At 33.9% G+C, this 21,162-nt stretch carries 13 protein-coding genes; 11 read left to right on the forward strand and 2 right to left on the reverse strand.

Annotated elements, in window-relative coordinates; translation table 11 throughout:
- Window positions 1-40: 40 nt before the first annotated feature.
- From KLA_RS10830 to KLA_RS10875, 10 genes are all read left to right on the forward strand, one after another.
- Window positions 41-796: a sulfite exporter TauE/SafE family protein gene (locus KLA_RS10830; RefSeq protein WP_034645801.1), complete on the forward strand. Its 756-nt coding sequence runs from the start codon at window positions 41-43 to the stop codon at window positions 794-796.
- A 66-nt stretch (window positions 797-862) separates the two neighbouring features.
- Window positions 863-3,628 carry a triple tyrosine motif-containing protein gene (locus KLA_RS10835; RefSeq protein WP_013620851.1) on the forward strand — a complete coding sequence of 922 codons (2,766 nt, stop codon included), beginning with the start codon at window positions 863-865 and terminating at the stop codon, window positions 3,626-3,628.
- Window positions 3,629-3,860: 232 nt separating this feature from the next.
- A complete protein-coding gene (locus tag KLA_RS10840) occupies window positions 3,861-6,887 on the forward strand; it encodes a SusC/RagA family TonB-linked outer membrane protein (RefSeq protein ID WP_013620852.1) in 3,027 nt (1,008 codons plus the stop codon).
- 5 nt (window positions 6,888-6,892) lie between these two features.
- The gene (locus tag KLA_RS10845) at window positions 6,893-8,443 is read left to right on the forward strand and encodes a RagB/SusD family nutrient uptake outer membrane protein (protein WP_013620853.1); all 1,551 of its coding nucleotides are present in this window, start codon (window positions 6,893-6,895) and stop codon (window positions 8,441-8,443) included.
- A gap of 13 nt (window positions 8,444-8,456) precedes the next feature.
- Window positions 8,457-10,181 (forward strand): LamG domain-containing protein, encoded by a 1,725-nt coding sequence (locus tag KLA_RS10850; RefSeq protein ID WP_034645803.1) that lies wholly within the window; start codon window positions 8,457-8,459, stop codon window positions 10,179-10,181.
- 35 nt (window positions 10,182-10,216) lie between these two features.
- Window positions 10,217-11,554 carry a glucoamylase family protein gene (locus tag KLA_RS10855; RefSeq protein WP_013620855.1) on the forward strand — a complete coding sequence of 446 codons (1,338 nt, stop codon included), beginning with the start codon at window positions 10,217-10,219 and terminating at the stop codon, window positions 11,552-11,554.
- A complete protein-coding gene (locus tag KLA_RS10860; protein ID WP_034645806.1) occupies window positions 11,544-12,926 on the forward strand; it encodes a glucoamylase family protein in 1,383 nt (460 codons plus the stop codon). The genes KLA_RS10855 and KLA_RS10860 overlap by 11 nt, the downstream gene beginning before the upstream one ends.
- Window positions 12,927-12,983: 57 nt before the next feature.
- On the forward strand, window positions 12,984-15,248 hold the full coding sequence (gene bglX, locus KLA_RS10865) for a beta-glucosidase BglX (protein ID WP_034645808.1): 2,265 nt from the start codon (window positions 12,984-12,986) through the stop codon (window positions 15,246-15,248).
- 9 nt (window positions 15,249-15,257) lie between these two features.
- Window positions 15,258-16,187 carry a carboxylesterase family protein gene (locus KLA_RS10870; protein ID WP_034645810.1) on the forward strand — a complete coding sequence of 310 codons (930 nt, stop codon included), beginning with the start codon at window positions 15,258-15,260 and terminating at the stop codon, window positions 16,185-16,187.
- Between the two features lie 2 nt (window positions 16,188-16,189).
- A complete protein-coding gene (locus KLA_RS10875) occupies window positions 16,190-17,827 on the forward strand; it encodes a sulfatase (protein ID WP_034645811.1) in 1,638 nt (545 codons plus the stop codon).
- Between the two features lie 129 nt (window positions 17,828-17,956).
- On the opposite strand, the gene KLA_RS10880 is transcribed toward KLA_RS10875, so the two are convergent.
- A complete protein-coding gene (locus KLA_RS10880; RefSeq protein WP_034645812.1) occupies window positions 17,957-19,132 on the reverse strand; it encodes a dicarboxylate/amino acid:cation symporter in 1,176 nt (391 codons plus the stop codon).
- A 105-nt stretch (window positions 19,133-19,237) separates the two neighbouring features.
- On the reverse strand, window positions 19,238-20,317 hold the full coding sequence (locus KLA_RS10885; protein WP_034645813.1) for a metallophosphoesterase: 1,080 nt from the start codon (window positions 20,315-20,317) through the stop codon (window positions 19,238-19,240).
- 394 nt (window positions 20,318-20,711) lie between these two features.
- On the opposite strand from KLA_RS10885, the gene KLA_RS10890 reads away from it, so the two are divergent.
- A complete protein-coding gene (locus KLA_RS10890; RefSeq protein WP_034645814.1) occupies window positions 20,712-21,056 on the forward strand; it encodes a YegP family protein in 345 nt (114 codons plus the stop codon).
- Window positions 21,057-21,162: the final 106 nt, after the last annotated feature.

Consider the following 21,162-nt stretch of genomic DNA (forward strand, 5'->3'; position numbering starts at 1 on the left):
TTTTTACAATACTTTTGTCTTTTTTAGCTAAACGCCAATTATGGGTCTATTAATAACAGCAAACATTTCTACAACTGCATGGGTTTTGGCTTTTACAGCCGTATTTGTAATGGGTGTTTCTAAATCTGGTTTAAAAGGCATTTCTATAATTGTAGTTACACTTATGGCTTTGGCTTTTGGTTCTAAAGCATCTACAGGTTTACTTGTACCATTGCTTGTTGTAGGCGACATTTTTGCTGTAATTTATTATAGGAAATATACCCAGTGGAAATACATTTTAAAGTTTTTACCCTGGATGATTGGCGGTATTTTAATAGGTGTATTTGTTGGTAAAGATTTACCAGAAGCTTCTTTTAAATACTGTATGGGTGGTATTATATTAATTACCGTTTTGATGATGCTTTGGTGGGATCAAAAAAAATCTAAAAATGTACCAACACATTGGGCATTTGCCGGCTCTATGGGTTTACTTGCTGGTATTACTACAATGATTGGTAATTTGGCTGGCTCTTTTTCTAACATCTACTTTTTAGCAATGCGCTTGCCTAAAAATCAGTTTATAGGCACAGCTGCTTGGCTTTTTTTAATTACCAATATTTTTAAGCTCCCTTTTCACATTTTTGTGTGGCATACCATTACAAAAGAATCTGTTTTTTTAAACCTAAAACTTTTACCTGCTATTTTTGTAGGCTTTATTGTTGGCACCATTCTAGTAAAGTACATTAAGGATAAATTTTTCAGAAAAATGATACTAATTCTTACAGCTATAGGTGCTTTGCTAATCTTGCTTAGATAATTAATTGGTTTTCCTTGTAATAATCTTATATTCATACATAAAATCATTAAGTTTTCTATATCCCCTATGAAAAATTTAACCTCGCTTATTTTACTTTTCTTTATTAGTTGCTACGTTATTGTTGGACAAAATCTTTTTCCACCTATACACAACTATAAAATATTTGATTACAATGCTGCTAGTAAAAATTGGGGATTAGCCACTAATAAAGATGGCGAATTATTTTCTGCCAATAATGCTGGTCTTTTACATTTTAATGGAGAAGAATGGAAACTTAACGCCTTACCTAGTAAAACCACCATACGATCTGTTGCTGCTATAGATGATAAAATTTACACCGGTTCATATGAAGAATTTGGATTTTGGAAAAAAGATAGTCTAGGTGTTTTAAAATACACATCATTAACACATCTTATAAAAAACCACGTATTTACTAGTGAAGAGTTTTGGCAAATTATACCTCATAACAATGCAATTGTTTTTAGGTCATTTTCTAAAGTATATGTGTACAAAAACAATAAAATAACGGTAGTTAAAGCAGATATTATTGTTAACAATATTACAAAACACAACAACCAAATTATAGTTGCAGGTGGTGATGATGGTTTGTTTTATTTAGAAGGTGACACCTTAGAACCTCTTGTCTTAAAAAACAACATTTCTTTTGTAAATAAAACTGTAGTAGATATGGTTTCTATTAAAGAAGGTTTGTTAATTGGCACCAAATTAAACGGTTGTTACTTAATTAAAAATAATGAAATTAATGTTTGGGGTAGCACTATTAACGACACATTAAAACAGCATCAGCTTAATAAAATTATGGTGTTAAATCAGCACAGCATTGCTTTTGGCACTATAAAAAACGGACTCTTTTTATACAACAATAACACAAAAACCTATAAAAGCATTAATCGCGAAGTTGGACTACAAAACAACACCATTTTAGCTATGGTTGCTTTTAAAAATCAGCTTTGGCTAGGGTTGGACAATGGTATAGACCACATTCAACTAGACCACCCAATTACATATTACACAGATTTTACTGGTGTTTTAGGTACTGTTTATGACATTGCTTTGTACAACAACAAAGTATACTTAGGATCTAATACTGGTTTGTATTATGTAGATAATGATGTGCTACATTTTGTAAAAGGCACTCAGGGGCACGTTTGGGATATTGCAGTTGTAAACAATGAGCTCTTTTGTGGACATAATACAGGAACATTTAAGTTAAATAAAGATGGCTTGGTTAAGGTTTCTAATATTTCTGGAGGCTATCAAATAGAGAAAATACCTGAGGACAAATCATCCTTTTTACAGGGTACTTATACCGGAATAGCAAAATACAGTAAAGATGATATTAACCAATGGACTGTAGAACGATTAAAAGGCTTTAATTTACCAGTAAAAAAATTGTGTTTTGAAGACGCTAACACACTTTGGGTTGCTCACCCATATAAAGGTTTTTACAAACTAAAATTAAATAGCACCTATGACTCTGTAATTAGCTCCAAAGAATATAACGGAAAAAATGCCCCTAATAAATACAATGTAAAACTCTACAATATTAAAAACCAAATTGTTTTTTACAGTCAGGGAGAGTGGTTTAAATACGATCCTATTTTAGACAAAATTGTAACGTTAGAGGAGTTTAGCTCATTTAAAAATAATGAGTTGTTGTATTATAATGATGATCATTTTTGGTTTATTGACAATGAAAACAGTAAAAAAATTACTTATACCAATTTTAAGGAAGACAATATTATTATTGAAAACCAAAGTTTAAAAAAACGTATAATACCTGAGGCAGAAAATATTATTAAGGTAAACGACTCTACATTTTATTTTACCCTTGTAGATGGTTACAGTCAAATAAACTTTAACAAGTTAAACAATCAGTTAAAAGATAATAATAGGCTACCAACTCCTAAATTAGTGAGTTTTACTGGTAAACAAAACAGTTACCCAATACATACAAAAAACATAACACTGCCTTTTAAAGATGCTGGTAATATTAGTATTAAAATTGCTTCATCTGGCGTTATGCACCCAAAATATTACTATAGTTTAGATGGCAAAGATGCTCAATTTGCTAAATTAGATAATGGTTTTATATCGTTTCAAAACTTAAGTCACGGTAGTTACACTTTAGAGGTTTACGGTGTAGGTATTGACAATAAAAAATCTGTTCCAAATGTCATTAACTTTACTATTAAAGCTCCTTGGTATTTGTCTGGCCCTGCACTTTTAATTTACTTTTTACTTGTAATAGCCGCCATAATACTTATTAGAAAATACAACAAATACAAACTAAACCTTAAGCACAATAAGCTTAAAGAGCGTATGCAAAAAGAGCAAGATGAAAAAATTGCGCTTTTAGAGAAAGAAAAATTAGCAAAAGAAGTAAAGCTTAAACAAAAAGAATTAGCTAATACTACATTAAATATTGCTAAAAAGAATGAAATTATTTTAGACCTAAAAAACCTATTAACTCAAAACAAAGATAAATTTCCTAATCAGCAACGTTATAAATCCTTTATGAAAAGGTTAAACAATTCTGTTAACAACAAAGAAGACTGGAAACGATTTGAAATGAATTTTAAAGAATTGCATAGCGACTTTTTTGAGAATCTTTTAAAAGAATACCCAAAGCTTACTCCTAAAGATTTAAAACTATGTGCTTACCTTAAAATGAACCTATCTACTAAGGAAATTGCACCCCTTATGGCTATTACAGTTAGGGGTGTAGAAATACATCGTTACCGTTTACGAAAAAAATTAAATATAGATAGCTCAGAGAACATATCTAACTTCTTAATCACCTTTAAATAAAGGTTTTTCTGTCATAAACAGCTTAACAATTACATAACACGCAGTACATCATTACTACATCAAAGTGTTAAAAGTGTATAAAAAACTAGGTTACAATACTACTGCAAACCATACTATTGGCGGTGTGTAGCGTAATTTTTGTGTTGATGTAGTTTTTATGTAGTTGCTAAAACCTTAGTAAACAGCCTCTTTTATTAATTTAGTAAAAATCTAACTCAATTTTTAATGTATTATGAAAATACTCAATCAAATATTATTAATCTGCTTTATTCTGTTCGGGATGTCTGCCTACGCCCAAGAGAATATAACGGTTAAAGGGCAAGTAGTAGACAATAATGGCACACCTTTATTAGGTGCTAGTATTATTATTAAGGGTACTACAACAGGAACACAAACAGATTTTGATGGTAACTACCAATTAAACAGCGTTCCAAACAACGGAACTTTAGTTATAAGTTACATTGGTTTTATCACATCAGAAATTGCTGTAAATAATTCCAATACAATTAATGTAACCTTAGAAGAAGATGCAGAGTCTTTAGATGAAGTTGTTGTAATTGGTTACGGTGAAATGAAGTCTAAGGATTTAACCTCATCTATAACCACTGTTAAAGCCGAGGAATTAGCAGCTGTACCTACAGGTTCTGCTATGCAGGCTATGCAAGGTAAGGTTGCAGGTATGCAAGTAGTAAGTAGCGGTTCTCCTGGACAAGGACCAACTATTAGAGTAAGGGGTATAGGGTCTTACAACACAGGTGCCTCTGCCCCTTTGTATGTTGTAGACGGTATGTTTTTTGACAATATAGATTTTTTAAATACAGCAGACATAACATCCATTTCTGTCTTAAAAGATGCTTCTGCATCTGCAATTTATGGTGTTAGAGCTGCAAATGGTGTTGTTCTAATAGAAACAAAATCTGGAGCATTTAATAAAAAAGCAGAAATTACATATGATGGCTACTCTGGTTTTCAGGTAGCACAGAACGTTTTAAAAGTTGCTAACGCAGAACAATTTACAACCTTAGCGTTAGAATCTGGTTCTGCACCAGATGCAGACTATATTCTAAATGCTATGCAGCGCTACGGTCGTAGTAGAGTTAACCCAAATGTACCTAATGTTAATACAGATTGGTATGATGAAATTATAAGACCAGCTTTAATACAAAACCATAGTATTGGTGTAACTGGTGGTAGTGAAGATGTTAGTTATTCTGTAGGGGCTAATTACTTTGGGCAGCAAGGTATATTAGACACTAAAAATGAATATGAGCGTTTTAACTTAAGAAGTAAAATAGAGTTTAATGCAAACGACTGGTTAAAAGTTGGTGCTAACACGGTAATTAGTAACGCTACTAGATATGATGGTGATAACTCTGCTTGGCGTGCTGCTTATTTTGCTGTACCTATTTTACCTGTGTATGATGAGGCTTTAGCTAACGACCCAGATGTTTTCCCTACAAACTATGCTAATGCACAAGATTTAGGCTATAGAGGTGGTCAAAACCCTTTTCCCCTTTTAGATTTTAATGAAAACAGAACAAAAATTAGAAATATACTTGCTAATTTTTATGCAGAAATAGACTTAATACCTACTAAACTTAAGTTTAAAACTGCATACAACCACAACTACCAAACTCTAGAGTACAGAAGTGTTAATTTACCTTACTACATTGGCGATAGTTTTCAAAGACCAGATGCTTCATTAACAAAGAGTAACACAACAATATCAAATCAGATATGGGATAATACTCTAACTTATAAAGAATCTTTTGGTAATCATGATGTAACTGTCTTAGCTGGTACTTCGTTCAGAGATGAATCTTATCAGTTTTTAAGTGCAACAGGATTAAACTTTCCGTTGTCTGGTGAAGAAGCTTATTATTTAGACCAAGCACAGACTATTGTAGAAAATAGTGTTGGTGATGGTGGTGCAAGAGAATATGGTTTCTCATACTTTGGTAGAGTATCTTATAATTATGATGGTAAATACCTACTTTACGGAACCTTTAGAGCAGACGGAACTAACAAATACCAAGAAAAATGGGGTTATTTCCCTACAGTTGGTGCTGGTTGGGTTGTATCTGAAGAACCTTTTATGCAAAACAATGGTGTTTTTGATTTTCTTAAACTACGCGGTAGTTGGGGTAAATTAGGTAATGATAATGTTGCTGGCAGTAACGGTTCTATTACTTCTTCTGTTGTTACAACTGCGTTAGGAGACACTATGTTTAGCGGTTTAAACACAGGTAGTGATTTTACTTCTTTAAAATGGGAGGTTACAGAGGAAACTAACATTGGTATAAATGCTAGTTTTTTAGCCAACAATTTATCTTTAGAGGCAGATTATTATGTTAGAGATACAAAAGACGCCGTTATCCCTGTACAAAGACCATTAATACCTGGTTCTACCAGACAAAACGTAGGAGAAATTAGAAACTCTGGTTTTGAAATGTCATTAAACTGGAGTAAAAAAGTATCAGATGATTTTAGTTATAACATTGGCGGTAATTTTTCTACACTTAAAAATGAAGTATTAAGTTTAGATGGTCAACAATATATAGATGCTGGCTCAGCAGAATTTCGTCAACGTTCTATAGTTGGTGAACCTCTTTACGCTTTTTATGGTCGCGAGGTTGTTGGCATTTACCAAAATGAAGCAGAAATACTTGCAGACCCTGTTGCTGTAGCTAATAACTTAGTCCCTGGCGATTTTAAATACAAAGAAAACGGTGGAGATCCTACTACTATTGATGATGATGACCGCGTAGTTTTAGGATCTTACTTACCAACATACTCATACGGATTTAACTTTGGGTTTAACTACAAAAATTTTGACTTCACGGCTACTGCTTCTGGTCAAGGTGGCAACAAAATACTTAACCGTAAAAGACTAGAAGTAATTTTTACTAGTGATACTAACTGGGACAGAGATTTTGCTGTTAACCGTTGGCACGGTGAGGGTACTACAAACTCATACCCGTCTGCAGCCGCAGTACGTAAAGGGTGGAACCAAAAATTAAACGATTACTACGTAGAAGATGGTGACTACTTTAGAATTCAGAACATAACACTTGGGTACACAATTAATAAAAATGGAGAATTAAAAGGTATTCCTAAAACCCGTATTTACCTAACAGCAGAAAAACCATTAACCATATTTGGTTATAACGGGTTTAACCCTGAGGTTGCTAATGGTATAGATAACCAAACATATCCTATCCCTGCAGTTTATACAATGGGAGTTAACATTAAAATATAAGACTTATGAAACTGTATAAAAAACATATATCACCTCTACTTATACTAGCATTTATTGCATCAGTATTTGTTGGGTGTTCAGACAAGTTAGATGAGCCACAGGAAAACAACAACTTTGCTGGTGGTACAGATTTTACAAAAACCGAGGATATGATATTGTCTATCATTGGTGTTTACGATGCTTTTCAATCTCGTGGATGGGAACAACCTTTATTAATTTCTGTTCGTGGAGACGATGTTAATGCTGGTGGTTTAGGTGACCAACAAGATTTTGCTGAAACTGACCTTTTTAATTATAACAAAGATTATTGGATGTACAATTCTCTTTGGGAAAACGTATATGTAGATGTTATTACAGCACATACAGCTATGGAACAAATAGCACGTTACCAAGAGTTTGCAGATGCGGACGGTATTGATAAAGGAAACCAATACATTGCAGAAGCTAAAGTTTTAAGAGGAATGATGTTGTTTCAAATTTCTCAGGTTTGGGGAGATATTTTTATTCCAGAATCTTCAGACACTGGCGCCCTTTTAAACGTTACAGAGTTACCTACTAAGGATGAGGTTATGCAACATATATCTAACCAGATGGATGAAGCAATTTCATTTTTACCAGACGCTAGACCTAATGAGCGTATAGATATCCCTGGAGGGGTTACAAAATATACTGCTTTAGCTATAAAAGCATTGGCTAACCAAGAACTTAAAAATTACCAAGAAGTTGCTGCTGCAACTGGACAAATAATTAACTCTGGTAAGTTTAGTTTATTTACAGATTATTATGAGCTTTTTAAAACTCCTGGTAAATTAAGTGATGAGAGTATTTTAGATTTACAATATTCAGATTTTGGACAAGGTGAAGGTGATAGAGAAGGACATTTGTTTGCTCCTTATGGCCCGCAAAACTGGACTCCGGCTGTTACTGGTGCTGCATCTGGCTGGGGTTTTTATGAGCCTAGCTTAAAATTTATAAAATTTATGTTAGACCGTGGAGAAGCTGTGCGTTTAGAAACTAGCGTACTATTTACAGATCGCGGTATTGCAGAGCTTCAAACAGATCCAAATTACGCTACTTTACCAAGTTTTGTAAAAAACACAACCAGAGATGGTGATGTTATAAACGACTATTCTAGAGCCCTATTTTCTAGTGGTAAACACTATTTGCCATCAAACCAATTAATAGAAGGCAGAACAGAATACGGTAGTAACAAAAACTACAATGTTATACGTTATGCAGAAATTTTATTAATGTATGCAGAAGCCATTACACAAGGAGCAACAGCAACATCTATAACTGCAGATAATGCTGTAAACTTGGTAAGAGAAAGAGCTGGTATGCCATCTCTTACTGGTGTAACATTAGACAATGTAATAGATGAAAAATTTGCCGAACTGGGTATGGAATGGGGCAAGCGCTATTACGATATGGTTAGACTAGGCAGATTTAGCGAGCTAAACTATGACGGAAGAACATTTTCTGAAGACAAGGTTTACCTTCCTTACCCACAACCACAGGTAGACCAATTTCCAATTTTAGGAAACTCATCAAACTAAAAAACTAAACGCTATGAAAAATTTAAAATATACAATAACCTGTTTGGTTTCTGCATTATTTTTCTATTCTTGTGACCAAGGTATAGATAACATAACGCAAGTAGCTGCAGGTGCAGATGAAACTGCTCCAGAAGTTAAAATAAATTATCCTACAGAAGGCACAAAAATTAAAGTACTAGACATTGTTACTTCTATTGTAATAGATTTTGAAGTTACTGATGATATAGAAGTTGCCTCTATAAATGTTGCCATAGATAATAATACAATACAATCTTTTACAAGTTTTAAAGACTATAGACGTGTTTTAATAGATGATTTAGTTTTTGATAATTTAGTTGATGGCACACATAAACTAACAATTACCGCAACAGATTTAGAAGGTAAAACCACTGAAGCCTCTGTAAACTTTGAAAAAGAACCTGCCTATACACCATTGTTTGCCGGAGAAACCTTATATATGCCTTTTGATGGTGATTATATAGATCTTATTGGCTTACAAGCAGCAACTAAAGTTGGTAACCCTAATTTTGCTGGAGAAAGTGTTGTTGGCACCAATGCATATGCAGGCGCTACAGATGCATATTTAGAATATCCTACAGACGGTTTAATTGGCGGTACAGAGTTTAGTGCTTCATTCTGGTACAAGGTAAATGCAACCCCAGACAGAGCTGGTATTTTAATTATTGGTGATGATGCAGAAGACCGTTTTCAAGGTATAAGATTATTTAGAGAAGGTAACGGCGCTGAGCAAAGAATAAAAGCTAATGTAGGGACAGGAGCAGGAGAAAGCTGGAATGATGGTGGCGTTATAAATGTTGCAGAACAAGAATGGATATATATTACACTTGCCGTTTCTGCTACCAAGAGTACTATCTTTTTTAATGGTGTTGCAGTAAATACTGCAGATTTGGCAGCACCTGTAGATTGGACAAATTGTAATACTGTTACAATTGGTGCTGGTGGAGATACTTTTAGTTACTGGGACCATAAATCAGACAACAGTGCTATTGATGAGCTACGTTTCTTTAACAAAGCACTTACTGATAGCGACATAGAAAATATGATAAACGTTACTAACCCTTATACAGGTGTTTATGATGGAGAAATGTTCTACGCTGCTTTTGATAACGACACAAAAAATAAATTTACGGCTCAAGAGGCTACCGTAGTTGGTTCTCCAGGATTTGCAGATGAAAGTGTTATTGGTAGTAACGCCTTTGCAAGTACTACAGATTCTTATATAACTTATCCTGCAAATAACTTATTAAGTGGCACAGAGTTTAGCGCAACATTCTGGTATAAAGTAAATGCAACCCCAGACAGAGCAGGAATTTTAGTTATTGGTGATGATGCTGATGATCGTTTTCAAGGACTAAGGCTATTTAGAGAAGGTAGTGACACAGAACAAAGAATTAAAGCCAATATTGGTATTGGAACTAATGAAAGCTGGAATGATGGTGACATTATTAACGTTGCAGACCAAGAGTGGGTATTTGTAACCTTAGTTGTTTCTGCTACAAAAAGCACTATTTATTTTGATGGTGTTGCTGTTAATTCTGCAGACTTAGCTGCTCCTATAGACTGGACAGGTTGTGACCTTATAACAGTGGGTTCTGGTGGTGAAACATTTAGTTACTGGGATCATAAATCAGATAACAGTGCTATAGACGAACTACGCCTATACAATAAAGCACTTTCACAACAAGAAATACAGTCTATTAGAGACGCAGATTTATAATAAATACATTTTTAGTTTTTAGTTAATTCATTTTTATGAGATTATTTTTAGTAGTATTGGCTGTTGCATCCTTATTAACAGGGTGCAACAACAAGCCAAAAAAAATTCAAAAACAAGTTTGGACAGATGAAGCTTTACTGGACTCTGTACAAAAACAAACGTTTAACTATTTCTGGGATGGCGCAGAGCCTGTTTCTGGACTAGCTAGAGAACGTATACATTTAGACAGTATTTACCCAACACACCATAAAGACATTATAACTATTGGCGGTTCAGGATTTGGACTAATGACCATTGTTGTTGGTGCAGAACGTGGCTACATTACCAAAGAAGAAGCTTTATCTAGATTTGAAAAATCTGTAGATTTCTTAGAAAAAGCAGATCGTTTTCATGGTGCATGGCCACATTGGTTAATGCCTAGTGGCAAAGTTGCTCCCTTTAGTCAGTATGATGATGGTGGAGATTTAGTAGAAACTGCCTTTTTAATTCAGGGTTTATTAACTGTAAAAGAATACTATGCAAATGGCGGTGAACGTGAACAAAAACTAGTTGCTAAAATTCAGAAACTTTGGGAAGAAGTAGAGTGGGATTGGTACACAAAAGGAGAAAACACCTTATACTGGCATTGGTCTCCTAATGTAGCATGGAAAATGAATTTCCCTGTTGGTGGTTACAATGAAGCATTAATAATGTACATATTAGCTGCTGCATCACCAACACACCCTGTATCTAAAGAGGTTTATGATAAAGGTTGGGCTCTAAATGGGCAAATTGCAAAAGACACTGTTTATTATGGTTTAGAAACAGAGCTTAATCATTATGAGCATGATGCATCTCCTGTTGGTCCGTTATTTTGGGCACATTATTCATACTTAGGTTTAAACCCTAAAGGATTAACAGATGCCTATGCAGACTATTGGAAACTAAATGTTAATCACGCTAAAATACACTACAGACACGCCGTAGAAAATCCAAATAAGTATAAGGGTTATGGCAAAAACTTATGGGGGTTAACATCTAGCTATTCTGTAAAAGGCTATGCTGGCCACAGACCAGATAACGACTTAGGTGTAATATCACCAACAGCAGCATTATCTTCTATGCCATATACACCAAAAGAAAGTATGCAGTTTTTACGCTATATGTATACAGAGCAAGATTCGCTTGTTGGTAAGTATGGCCCTTATGATGCTTTCAGCTTAGAAAACAACTGGTCTTTACCTCGTTATTTGGCCATAGACCAAGGTCCAATTCCTGTAATGATAGAAAACTATAGAACAGGTTTATTATGGAATTTATTTATGAAAAACAAAGACTTACATAAGGGATTAGAAAAACTAGGTTTCTCTACAACGCACAAAAATGACAATTAAAAATAGTCTTTTTACAACATTACTTATACTTGTAATTATCTCGTGCAAAAGCGGAGATGATTACGAGTATACTCCAATTGAATTTCCTACTGATGACGATCCAATTTCTACACCTACAATAACAGATGAGGAGCTGCTAGATATTACACAGGCTGAAACCTTTAAATATTTTTGGGATTTTGCTGAGGTAAATTCTGGCGCAGCAAGAGAGCGCTACCATCCTAACGACCCAAGTAATAGTGAATACACAGTTACAACAGGTGGTACAGGTTTTGGTATTATGGCACTTATTGTGGGTATAGAAAGGGGGTTTATTACCAAGGAAGAAGGTATAGATCGTTTTTCCAAAATTCTAGATTTTTTAGAAAAATCAGATCGTTTTCACGGTGCTTGGCCACATTGGATTAATGGAGAAACTGCTAAGGTTATGCCTTTTAGCGATTTAGACAATGGAGGAGATTTGGTAGAAACTGCCTTTTTATCTCAAGGTTTAATTTGTTTAAAGGAGTATTTAAAAAATGGCTCTGATAAAGAAAAAGCTATAGCAGCAAAAGCAGATGAGCTTTGGAAAGGTGTGCAATGGGATTGGTATACAAACAATGAAAATACACTATACTGGCATTGGAGCCCTAACAACAATTTTGCAATAAACCTAGAGCTAAAAGGGTATAATGAAGTATTAATTGCTTATGTATTAGCTGCTGCTTCACCCAATTATTCAATTTCTAAAGAGGTATATACAAACGGTTGTGCATCTAACGGTTCAATTGCATCTACTAACACAAAGTATGGGTTTCCTATATTGGCTAAACACGCTGGCAACCAAGAATATGGCGGACCATTATTTTGGGCTCATTACTCCTACTTGGGCCTAAACCCTAAAGGATTATCAGACGAGTATTTAAATTACTGGAACGTAAACACTAATCACGCTAAAATAAATTACAGCTATAGTGTAGAAAATCCAAAGCAATTTAAAGATTATGGAAAAGATTGTTGGGGCTTAACAGCCAGTTATACAAGAAATTCAGACGGTACAATTGGGTATAATGCTCATAGTCCGTCTAATGATACTGGAGTCATCTCGCCAACAGCAGCAATTAGTTCTTTACCGTATACACCAACAGAATCTATGCTGGCAATGCATTATTTCTACAAAAATAAAGATAAGTTGTTAGGCCCTGCTGGGTTTTATGATGCGTTTAGTCCGGAATATAATTATTGGGTTGCAGAACAGTATTTAGCTATAGACCAAGGACCTATTTTACTTATGATAGAGAATTACAGAACCGGACTTCTATGGGACTTATTTATGCAAAATATCGATGTAAAAAATGGTTTAGACAAGTTAGAATTTAGCTATACAGAATAAAAAACATCAATCTAAAAGATAAAAAATACCCACCACGGGAAATAAAAATTACAGCATATGAAAAAAACAAACCTACTACTAATACTCACATTTTGCAGCAGCTTTTTGGCTATTGGGCAAACAAAAGTTCCTTTTATAGAAGACTTGCTTGCTAAAATGACTATAGAGGAAAAAATTGGACAACTAAACTTGGTAACACCTGGCGGAGGTATTGCTACAGGTTCTGTTGTAAGTAGTAACGTTGAAGAAAAAATTAAAGCCGCCAAAGTTGGTGGTATGTTTGGTATATCTGGACCAGAAAAACTAAAAATAGCACAAGACTTTGCGGTAAATGATACACGTTTAAAAATTCCGTTATTCTTTGGTTCTGATGTAATACATGGGTACAAAACAACTTTTCCTATTCCGCTTGCAACAGCATCTAGTTGGGACATGGATTTGATTAAAAAAATGGCAGAGACCGCTGCATTTGAAGCAACTGCAGATGGTATAAACTGGAACTTTTCTCCTATGGTAGATGTGGCGCGTGATCCTCGTTGGGGTAGAATTGCTGAAGGTGCTGGTGAAGATCCGTATTTAGGTTCTGCAATAGCAAAAGCAATGGTGCACGGCTACCAAGGAAACAATTTAACTGCTAAAAATACAATGTTAGCCACGGTAAAACATTTTGCACTTTATGGTGCTGCAGAGGCTGGTAGAGACTACAACTCTGTGGATATGAGCAGAACAAAAATGTTTAACCAGTACTTACCTCCTTATAAAGCTGGTATAGATGCCGGTGCAGCAAGTATAATGACTTCTTTTAATGATGTAGATGGCATACCTGCAAGCGGTAACAAATGGTTACTTACAGACTTATTACGCAAAAAATGGGGGTTTAAAGGTTTTGTGGTTTCAGATTACACTTCTGTAAACGAAATGATTGCTCACGGGCTTGGAGATTTACAAGATGTATCTGCATTATCTTTAAAAGCTGGTTTAGATATGGATATGGTTGGCGAGGGTTTTTTAACTACACTAAAAAAATCTTTAGATGAAGGCCGTGTTACAGAAGAAGAAATTACCAATGCTTGTAGAAGAATTTTAGAAGCTAAGTATAAACTTGGCCTTTTTGATGATCCGTACAAGTATATTGATGCAAAAAGACCTAAAAAAGACATTTTAACCAAAAAGAGTAAAACATTAGCAAGGGAGGCTGCTAAACGCTCTTTTGTACTTTTTAAAAACCATAATAACATACTACCACTAAGTAAAACAGCTAAAATTGCGTTAGTGGGGCCTTTAGCAAATAACAAAAATAATATGCTGGGTACTTGGGCACCAACAGGAGACCCGCAATTGTCTATTCCTATTTTAAACGGATTTAAAAACGTTGCTTCTAAAGCCAAAATAACATATGCTAAAGGTGCAAATATTACAGATGATACTGAGTTAGCTAAAAAAGTAAATGTTTTTGGAACACGTGTAGATATTGACAAAAGGTCATCTGAAGAACTTTTGCAAGAAGCATTAGACCTTGCTAAAACATCAGACGTTGTTGTTGCCGTTGTTGGTGAAGCATCTGAAATGAGTGGTGAAGCTGCAAGTAGAACAGATATTTCTATTCCTAATAGTCAAAAAAGATTAATACAAGAACTTGTTAAAACAGGCAAACCGGTTGTTTTAGTATTAATGAGCGGTAGACCGTTAACTATTGAAGAAGAATTTAATCTTCCTGTTAGTATTCTTCAAGTTTGGCATCCTGGTATAGAAGCAGGTAATGCCGTTGCTGATGTTATTTTTGGTGATTATAATCCGTCTGGTAAACTAACAGCTACGTGGCCTAGAAACGTTGGTCAAATTCCTATTTACCATAGTATTAAAACTACAGGGAGACCAGCACCAACTGAAGCTTTTGAAAAATTTAAAAGCAATTATTTAGATGTTAAAAATGCGCCTTTATTGCCTTTTGGTTACGGACTTAGTTATACCAGTTTTAAGTATTCTAACATCAACCTATCTAAAAAAGAAATTGCACAAGGAGAAGACGTAACAGTATCTGTTACAGTAAAAAACACTGGTAATTTTGATGGTGAAGAAGTTGTGCAATTGTACTTAAGAGATGTTGTACGTAGCATTACACCTCCAATGAGACAATTAAAAGGATTTAAAAAAGTATTCTTAAAAAAAGGAGAGTCTAAAACTGTAGAATTGGTACTTACTGCAGACGATTTAAAGTTTTACAATAGTACTTTAGATTTTGTTGCTGAACCAGGAGATTTTGAAATATTTGTAGGGACAAATTCTAACGCCCAACTAAAGGCTACTTTAACCCTAAAATAAAAGATACAAATGCCTAATTATTTAACTTTTTTACAACGTGCTACTTTTTTAATATTAATTGTACTTACAACTACTATTGGTTATGCACAAACAAGGTATACGCAAAAAGTGTTTTCAGACATTAAGGTGAAAACCTATAGCTATGCAGATACTTTAAAGTTAGATTTTTATAGCTACAAAAAAGATACAGTTACAAACAAACCTTTACTAATTTTAGTTCACGGAGGCGGTTTCAGTGGGGGAAAACGCAACAATCCGTTAGAAATAAAATTTTGTGAAGATATGGCAAAAAGAGGCTACGCTGTAGCCTCTATGAGCTATAGGTTAGTACGCAAAGGCAACTCACTTGGTTTTGGATGTAATTGTCCGGCAGATCAAAAAATAGAAACATTTGTATCTGTATCTAGAGATATTATTAAAGCAACACAGTTTTTAATTGATAAGAAAGATAAATTAAAATTTAATCCAGAAAGCATAATACTTGTTGGTAGTAGCGCTGGCGCAGAAGCTGTTTTAAACACAGTATTTATGAAGAATGAATACACCTTTAAAAAGTTGCCTTATGCTACTATTAAATACGCAGGAGTTATCTCTTTTGCAGGTGCTATAGTTAATGCAAATTACATTACTAAAAATACAGCTATACCAACAATGCTTTTTCACGGAGCTAAAGATAATATGGTGCCATACGCAACTGCACCTCATCATTTATGTGAAGAAAATAAACCTGGTTTTATTATCCTAGATGGCTCTTATACTATTGCAGAAAAATTAGAAAAATTGGATGTTGCACACACACTTGTAAGTGACAAAGATGGCAACCATAACTGGGCTAACATCCCCTATAGTTACACCAACCTTATTGCCAAGTTTATTACAGAAAGTGTTTTAGAAAAACAAAATATACAAAGCACAATTAAAGTAAAGCACAAAAATTAATTATGTTTAAAAAGGAGTTTTATATTGTAGTTTTATTAGTATTTGCTATTGGTTGCAAACAAAAGAAATCTCCAGAAAAGCAAACAAAAAAAAGACCTAATATTATTTATATTATGTCTGATGATCATGCAATACAAGCCATTAGTGCATACAACCACCCTATTAGTAAATTGGCACCAACGCCAAATATTGATAAAATAGCTACAGAAGGCGCAATTTTTAATGGTAGTTATGTTACCAATTCTATTTGTGGGCCAAGCAGAGCCGTAATATTAACCGGTAAACACAGCCATATAAATGGATTTAGGCAAAACGGAGATCATTTTGATGGAAACCAAGAAACATTGCCAAAAATTTTAAAAAAAGAAGGGTACCAGACAGCCCTAATGGGCAAATGGCATTTACATGATTACCCACAAGGTTTTGACGATTGGAAAATTCTTGTAGATCAAGGTAATTATTACAATCCAGATTTTATAATTAATGGTGATACAACCCGTGTTCAAGGCTATGCTACAGACTTAATTACTGCAGATGCCATAAATTGGTTAAAAAATAAAAGAAAAGATAGTGTTCCGTTTTTTTTAATGGTACAACACAAAGCACCTCACAGAAATTGGATGCCAGCCTTACGTCATTTAAATAAATACGATTCTGTTTCTTTCACTTTACCTACTTCTTATTTTCCAGAGTTTAATAATCAAAAAGCTAGCAGAGCTCAATTACAAACCATTTATAATGATATGTATGAAGGGCACGACTTAAAACTATCTACTGGTGTTAATAAAACCAAGCTTGCACATAACCCTTGGACCACTGATTTTGATAGAATGACAGAGACTCAGAGAGCTACTTGGGACAGCGCTTATTTAGCAAAAAACAACGCTTTTTATGAGGCAGATTTAAGTAATGAAGAAATAGCAATTTGGAAAGGTCAAAGGTACTTACAAGATTATATGGCAACCATAGCAGCTGTAGATGAAGGTGTGGGTGAAATTTTAGACTATTTAAAGACGAACAATTTAGATGAAAATACTATTGTAGTATACACTTCTGATCAGGGTTTTTATATGGGTGAAAATGGTTGGTTTGATAAGCGTTTTATGTATGAAGACTCTTTTAGAACACCTTTACTTATAAAATACCCAAAAGCCATACAACCAGGTACGCAAATTAATGCTTTAGTACAAAATTTAGATTATGCACCAACAATTTTAGACTTTGTTGGCATACCTAATAAAGCAAAAGATATGCAAGGAGTATCATTTAAGGGCTTATTAAATGGTTCTGTTAACGAGAGTGATTTTAGAGACGCTATTTATTATCACTATTACGACTATCCTGCTTTTCATATGGTAAAAAAGCATTACGGTATTAGAACAAAGCGCTATAAGCTTATTCATTTTTATGATGATATAGATAGTTGGGAATTTTACGATTTAGAAACAGACCCTAAAGAGCAAAACAACCAAATAAATAATGCAGCGTATACCAAAGAAATTAAGTTAATGCATGCGAAACTTAAAGAACTTCAAAAAGAATATAAAATAACTAATAAAGAGTTTACAAAAGCCAAAAAAGAAGACGTAGACAAGGCATACAAGCAATTTAAAAAACTAAGAGGAACACCCATAAATTAAAAAGTCGGTGCATACACACCGACTTTAAACTGACTTAAATTAGATTAATAAAAGAACAATTAATCTAGCGCAAATGTTACTGTTTTTAAAGTCTTAAATGTTAATTTAATATCAATGTTGCATTAACAATTACGCGCTAACCTCATCTTTATTTACTATTTTATTTACTATTAATGCAATTGCGCCATCACCAGTTATATTTGCCGCTGTACCAAAGCTATCCATTGCAATATAAAGCGCTATCATTAGCGCTTGTGCCTCTGCATTAAAACCTAACATTGTTTGTAATATACCTACAGCAGCCATAATTGCACCACCAGGAACTCCTGGAGCAGCAACCATAGCTATACCTAACATCATTACAAAACCAGCAAACATTGTAAAGTTAAAATCTAAACCTTGCATAAGCATAAGTGCTACTGCACAGGCAACAATTTTCATTGTACTACCCGCTAAATGTATAGTGGCGCAAAGTGGCACAACAAAATTAGCAACCTTAGGAGATACGCCATTTTTTTGTACTTGCTGTAATGTAACTGGTATGGTAGCAGCAGAAGATTGTGTACCCAAAGCTGTTAAATATGCAGGAGCCATATTAAGCAATGCTTTTAATGGATTTTGCTTGGTTATTGCACCAGCTATAATAAACTGTACTAACATTAGTAAAAAGTGCATTATAAAAATAATTCCTATAATTTTTAAAAACACACTAAGTACAGACTCTACCTGACCGTTATAAGCAATGGCAGAAAAAATACCTAAAATATATAGTGGTAATAAAGGAATAATTACCTTTTCTATCACCAGCATTATTATTTTTTGAAAATCGTTAGCTACCTTTTTTAAACTACTCTCTCCTTGCGTTGCTAATCCTAAACCAATAACAAATGCTAACACTAAAGCAGACATTACATCTAACACAGGTGGAATTGTTATGGAAAAAAACGGACTTAATTTTTCTACACCTTCACCAACATTTTGTACTGTTTGTGCTTCTATAAAAGAAGGAAAAAAACCAGATGCTACAAAGTAGGTTGAAAACCCAGAAAACAACGTAGACCCATACGCTATAGCAGCCGTTATAACTAATAGTTTACCAGCTCCTTTGCCTAAATCTGCAATAGCTGGCATAATTAATCCTAAAATGATTAACGGTATTGCAAAGCCTAAAAACTGACTAAAAACAGCTTTAAAAGTGTTAAATAACCTATTTACAGATTCTGGTAAGTACAACCCAATTAAAATACCTAAAATAATTGCAATAAATACTTTAAATAATAGGTTTGAAGTAATTTTTTTAAGCATAGCCTAGTTTTTATGTTTGTAAAAAACACAAATATAGCCTAAGTAAGCTAGTCACTAATTTATAATAACAGTTACTTATTAACTAGTTAGGTTTATAAACTAGAGTTAATCTAAAGAAAAAGAAAAGTCGTTATAACTTTCTGTGCTCCATGCTAAGTGCTTTGTTGCTGGTGATGCTGCAAAAAACGGAGAAAACGTATGCACTTTTACCGTTTTATTATCTGGTAAAAATTCTAAAATTCGTAACCAACCGTCTCCACCATTACCTTGCCACCCGCCACCCATAGCTTGAGCGTTAAATGCCATTTGACTCACTTTTTTACCTCCTTTATTTTTGTCTACTTTAAAGCCCACGTGAGCTTTAAAATCATCTGCACCACCAATATGACCAGAAAAGACTAGTTGTATGTTTTTAGATGGTTCTACTAATTTTTTCCAAACTGCCTCTCCGTAGTTAGCATCTTTTACAGGATAATTCTCTTTTTCTATACGCTGGTTTTTAGCGTTTAAGTAGGAGTGTGTAAGTACTGCAACTGTATGGTCTTTATACCTATCTTCATCAACAACATTTTTTGCCCATTGTACAATAGTATCTCTTGGTGCAAACTCTAAGGTCATAAATAAAAATTTACGCCCGTTAGGCGCTGTAAAATCAAAAGCTGCGTTTTCTAAACTTGGGTGACCGCCAGCATTTTTTGCAGCCGCACTTAGTAACTTATAATTAGCTTGGTTTTTATGTGCCGGAAAATACGTATTGTAGTTAGATCCTCTGTGTTCTACACCTTTGTATCCGTAATCATGGTTACCTGCAGCCAACACATAAGGTACTTGCCCATCTAACCTACCAAACATTCTAGACACAGCCATCCATTGTTGTCTGCTTGTTTGGTTTCCGTTTTTTCCATTTGGTACAATCATATCGTTTTGCTCTACCAAATCCCCGGTACACAATACCATTTTAATATTTAGCGAATCTACGTTTTCACTTATCCAAGCCGTCATTAAATCTAAAGTGCCTTGGTTGCGTTGGTACTTAACGTAGTTTTGGGTATCTGGCACCAAGATTAAACTCCAAGAGTTTGGGTTAGATAGTTTTGGTGCTTCGTATTTTTTTTGGGCTATAATAGATTGTTGGGTTGTAAAAAGTAACAACGCTACTACTATAAACTGGTAAACCTTTTTCATACAAGTGTAATTATTTATCAACCTTAAAAAAATTGATTGTCTTCTTTTATTTTAGTCATCAAAAATAACTGAAAAATTACTTTTGGAATCTATAAAACAAATTATATAAAGTTAACTTAATATTAAAAAAGGAGCATATTTGTAAAGTGTCAACCTAAAAAAATAGCTGCTCATTACAGATTTCCGTAATACTTTATTTAACGCAAGTTATAAGTTTGCGTTGTTATTATTTTATTGGTAACAATTAGTAAGGTAATAGGTCTGCTTGCTAATGCGGTAATGGGGGAAGTTATCGAAATTAGTAGGCAAGACCTTTTCTTTATGTATTTATTTATTTCTGTATTTTATTGTAAGCTAAATAATGTAAGTTTGTATTTTTCTACGCACAACCAATATGACTAAACCATACTACGAGATTAAGAAGACCATTACTAATGAGTACTACTTTAATTTAAAAACTAGTGAAGGAGAAATAATACTATATGGCGAGGTTTTTAAAAGTTTAGAAGAGTGTAAGCAGCAAATTATTTTTATAAAACAATATGCTTATGACTATGATTACTACCATAGTAAATTAACAAAAGACAACAAACACTACTTTTATTTGTATTTAAATGAAGATACGTTGCTAGGCAAAAGCAATACATACAATACAGAAGAAGCAAAAGAACTAGGCATTGCATCTGTAATGCTATATGCAACAGTGGCTACAATTAAAAATTTTAGTGAGGAAGAGTAGTAATTTAATAACTTAATTTTTAATTAACTTATTTATAACAAAAAAACGAATCAAAATTTGTCTCCTCAATTATCCCCTAAAACCAAAAAAGCCTTTACATTTCTGT

Source organism: Cellulophaga geojensis KL-A (assembly GCF_000568425.1).
In the GTDB taxonomy this organism is placed as follows: domain Bacteria; phylum Bacteroidota; class Bacteroidia; order Flavobacteriales; family Flavobacteriaceae; genus Cellulophaga; species Cellulophaga lytica.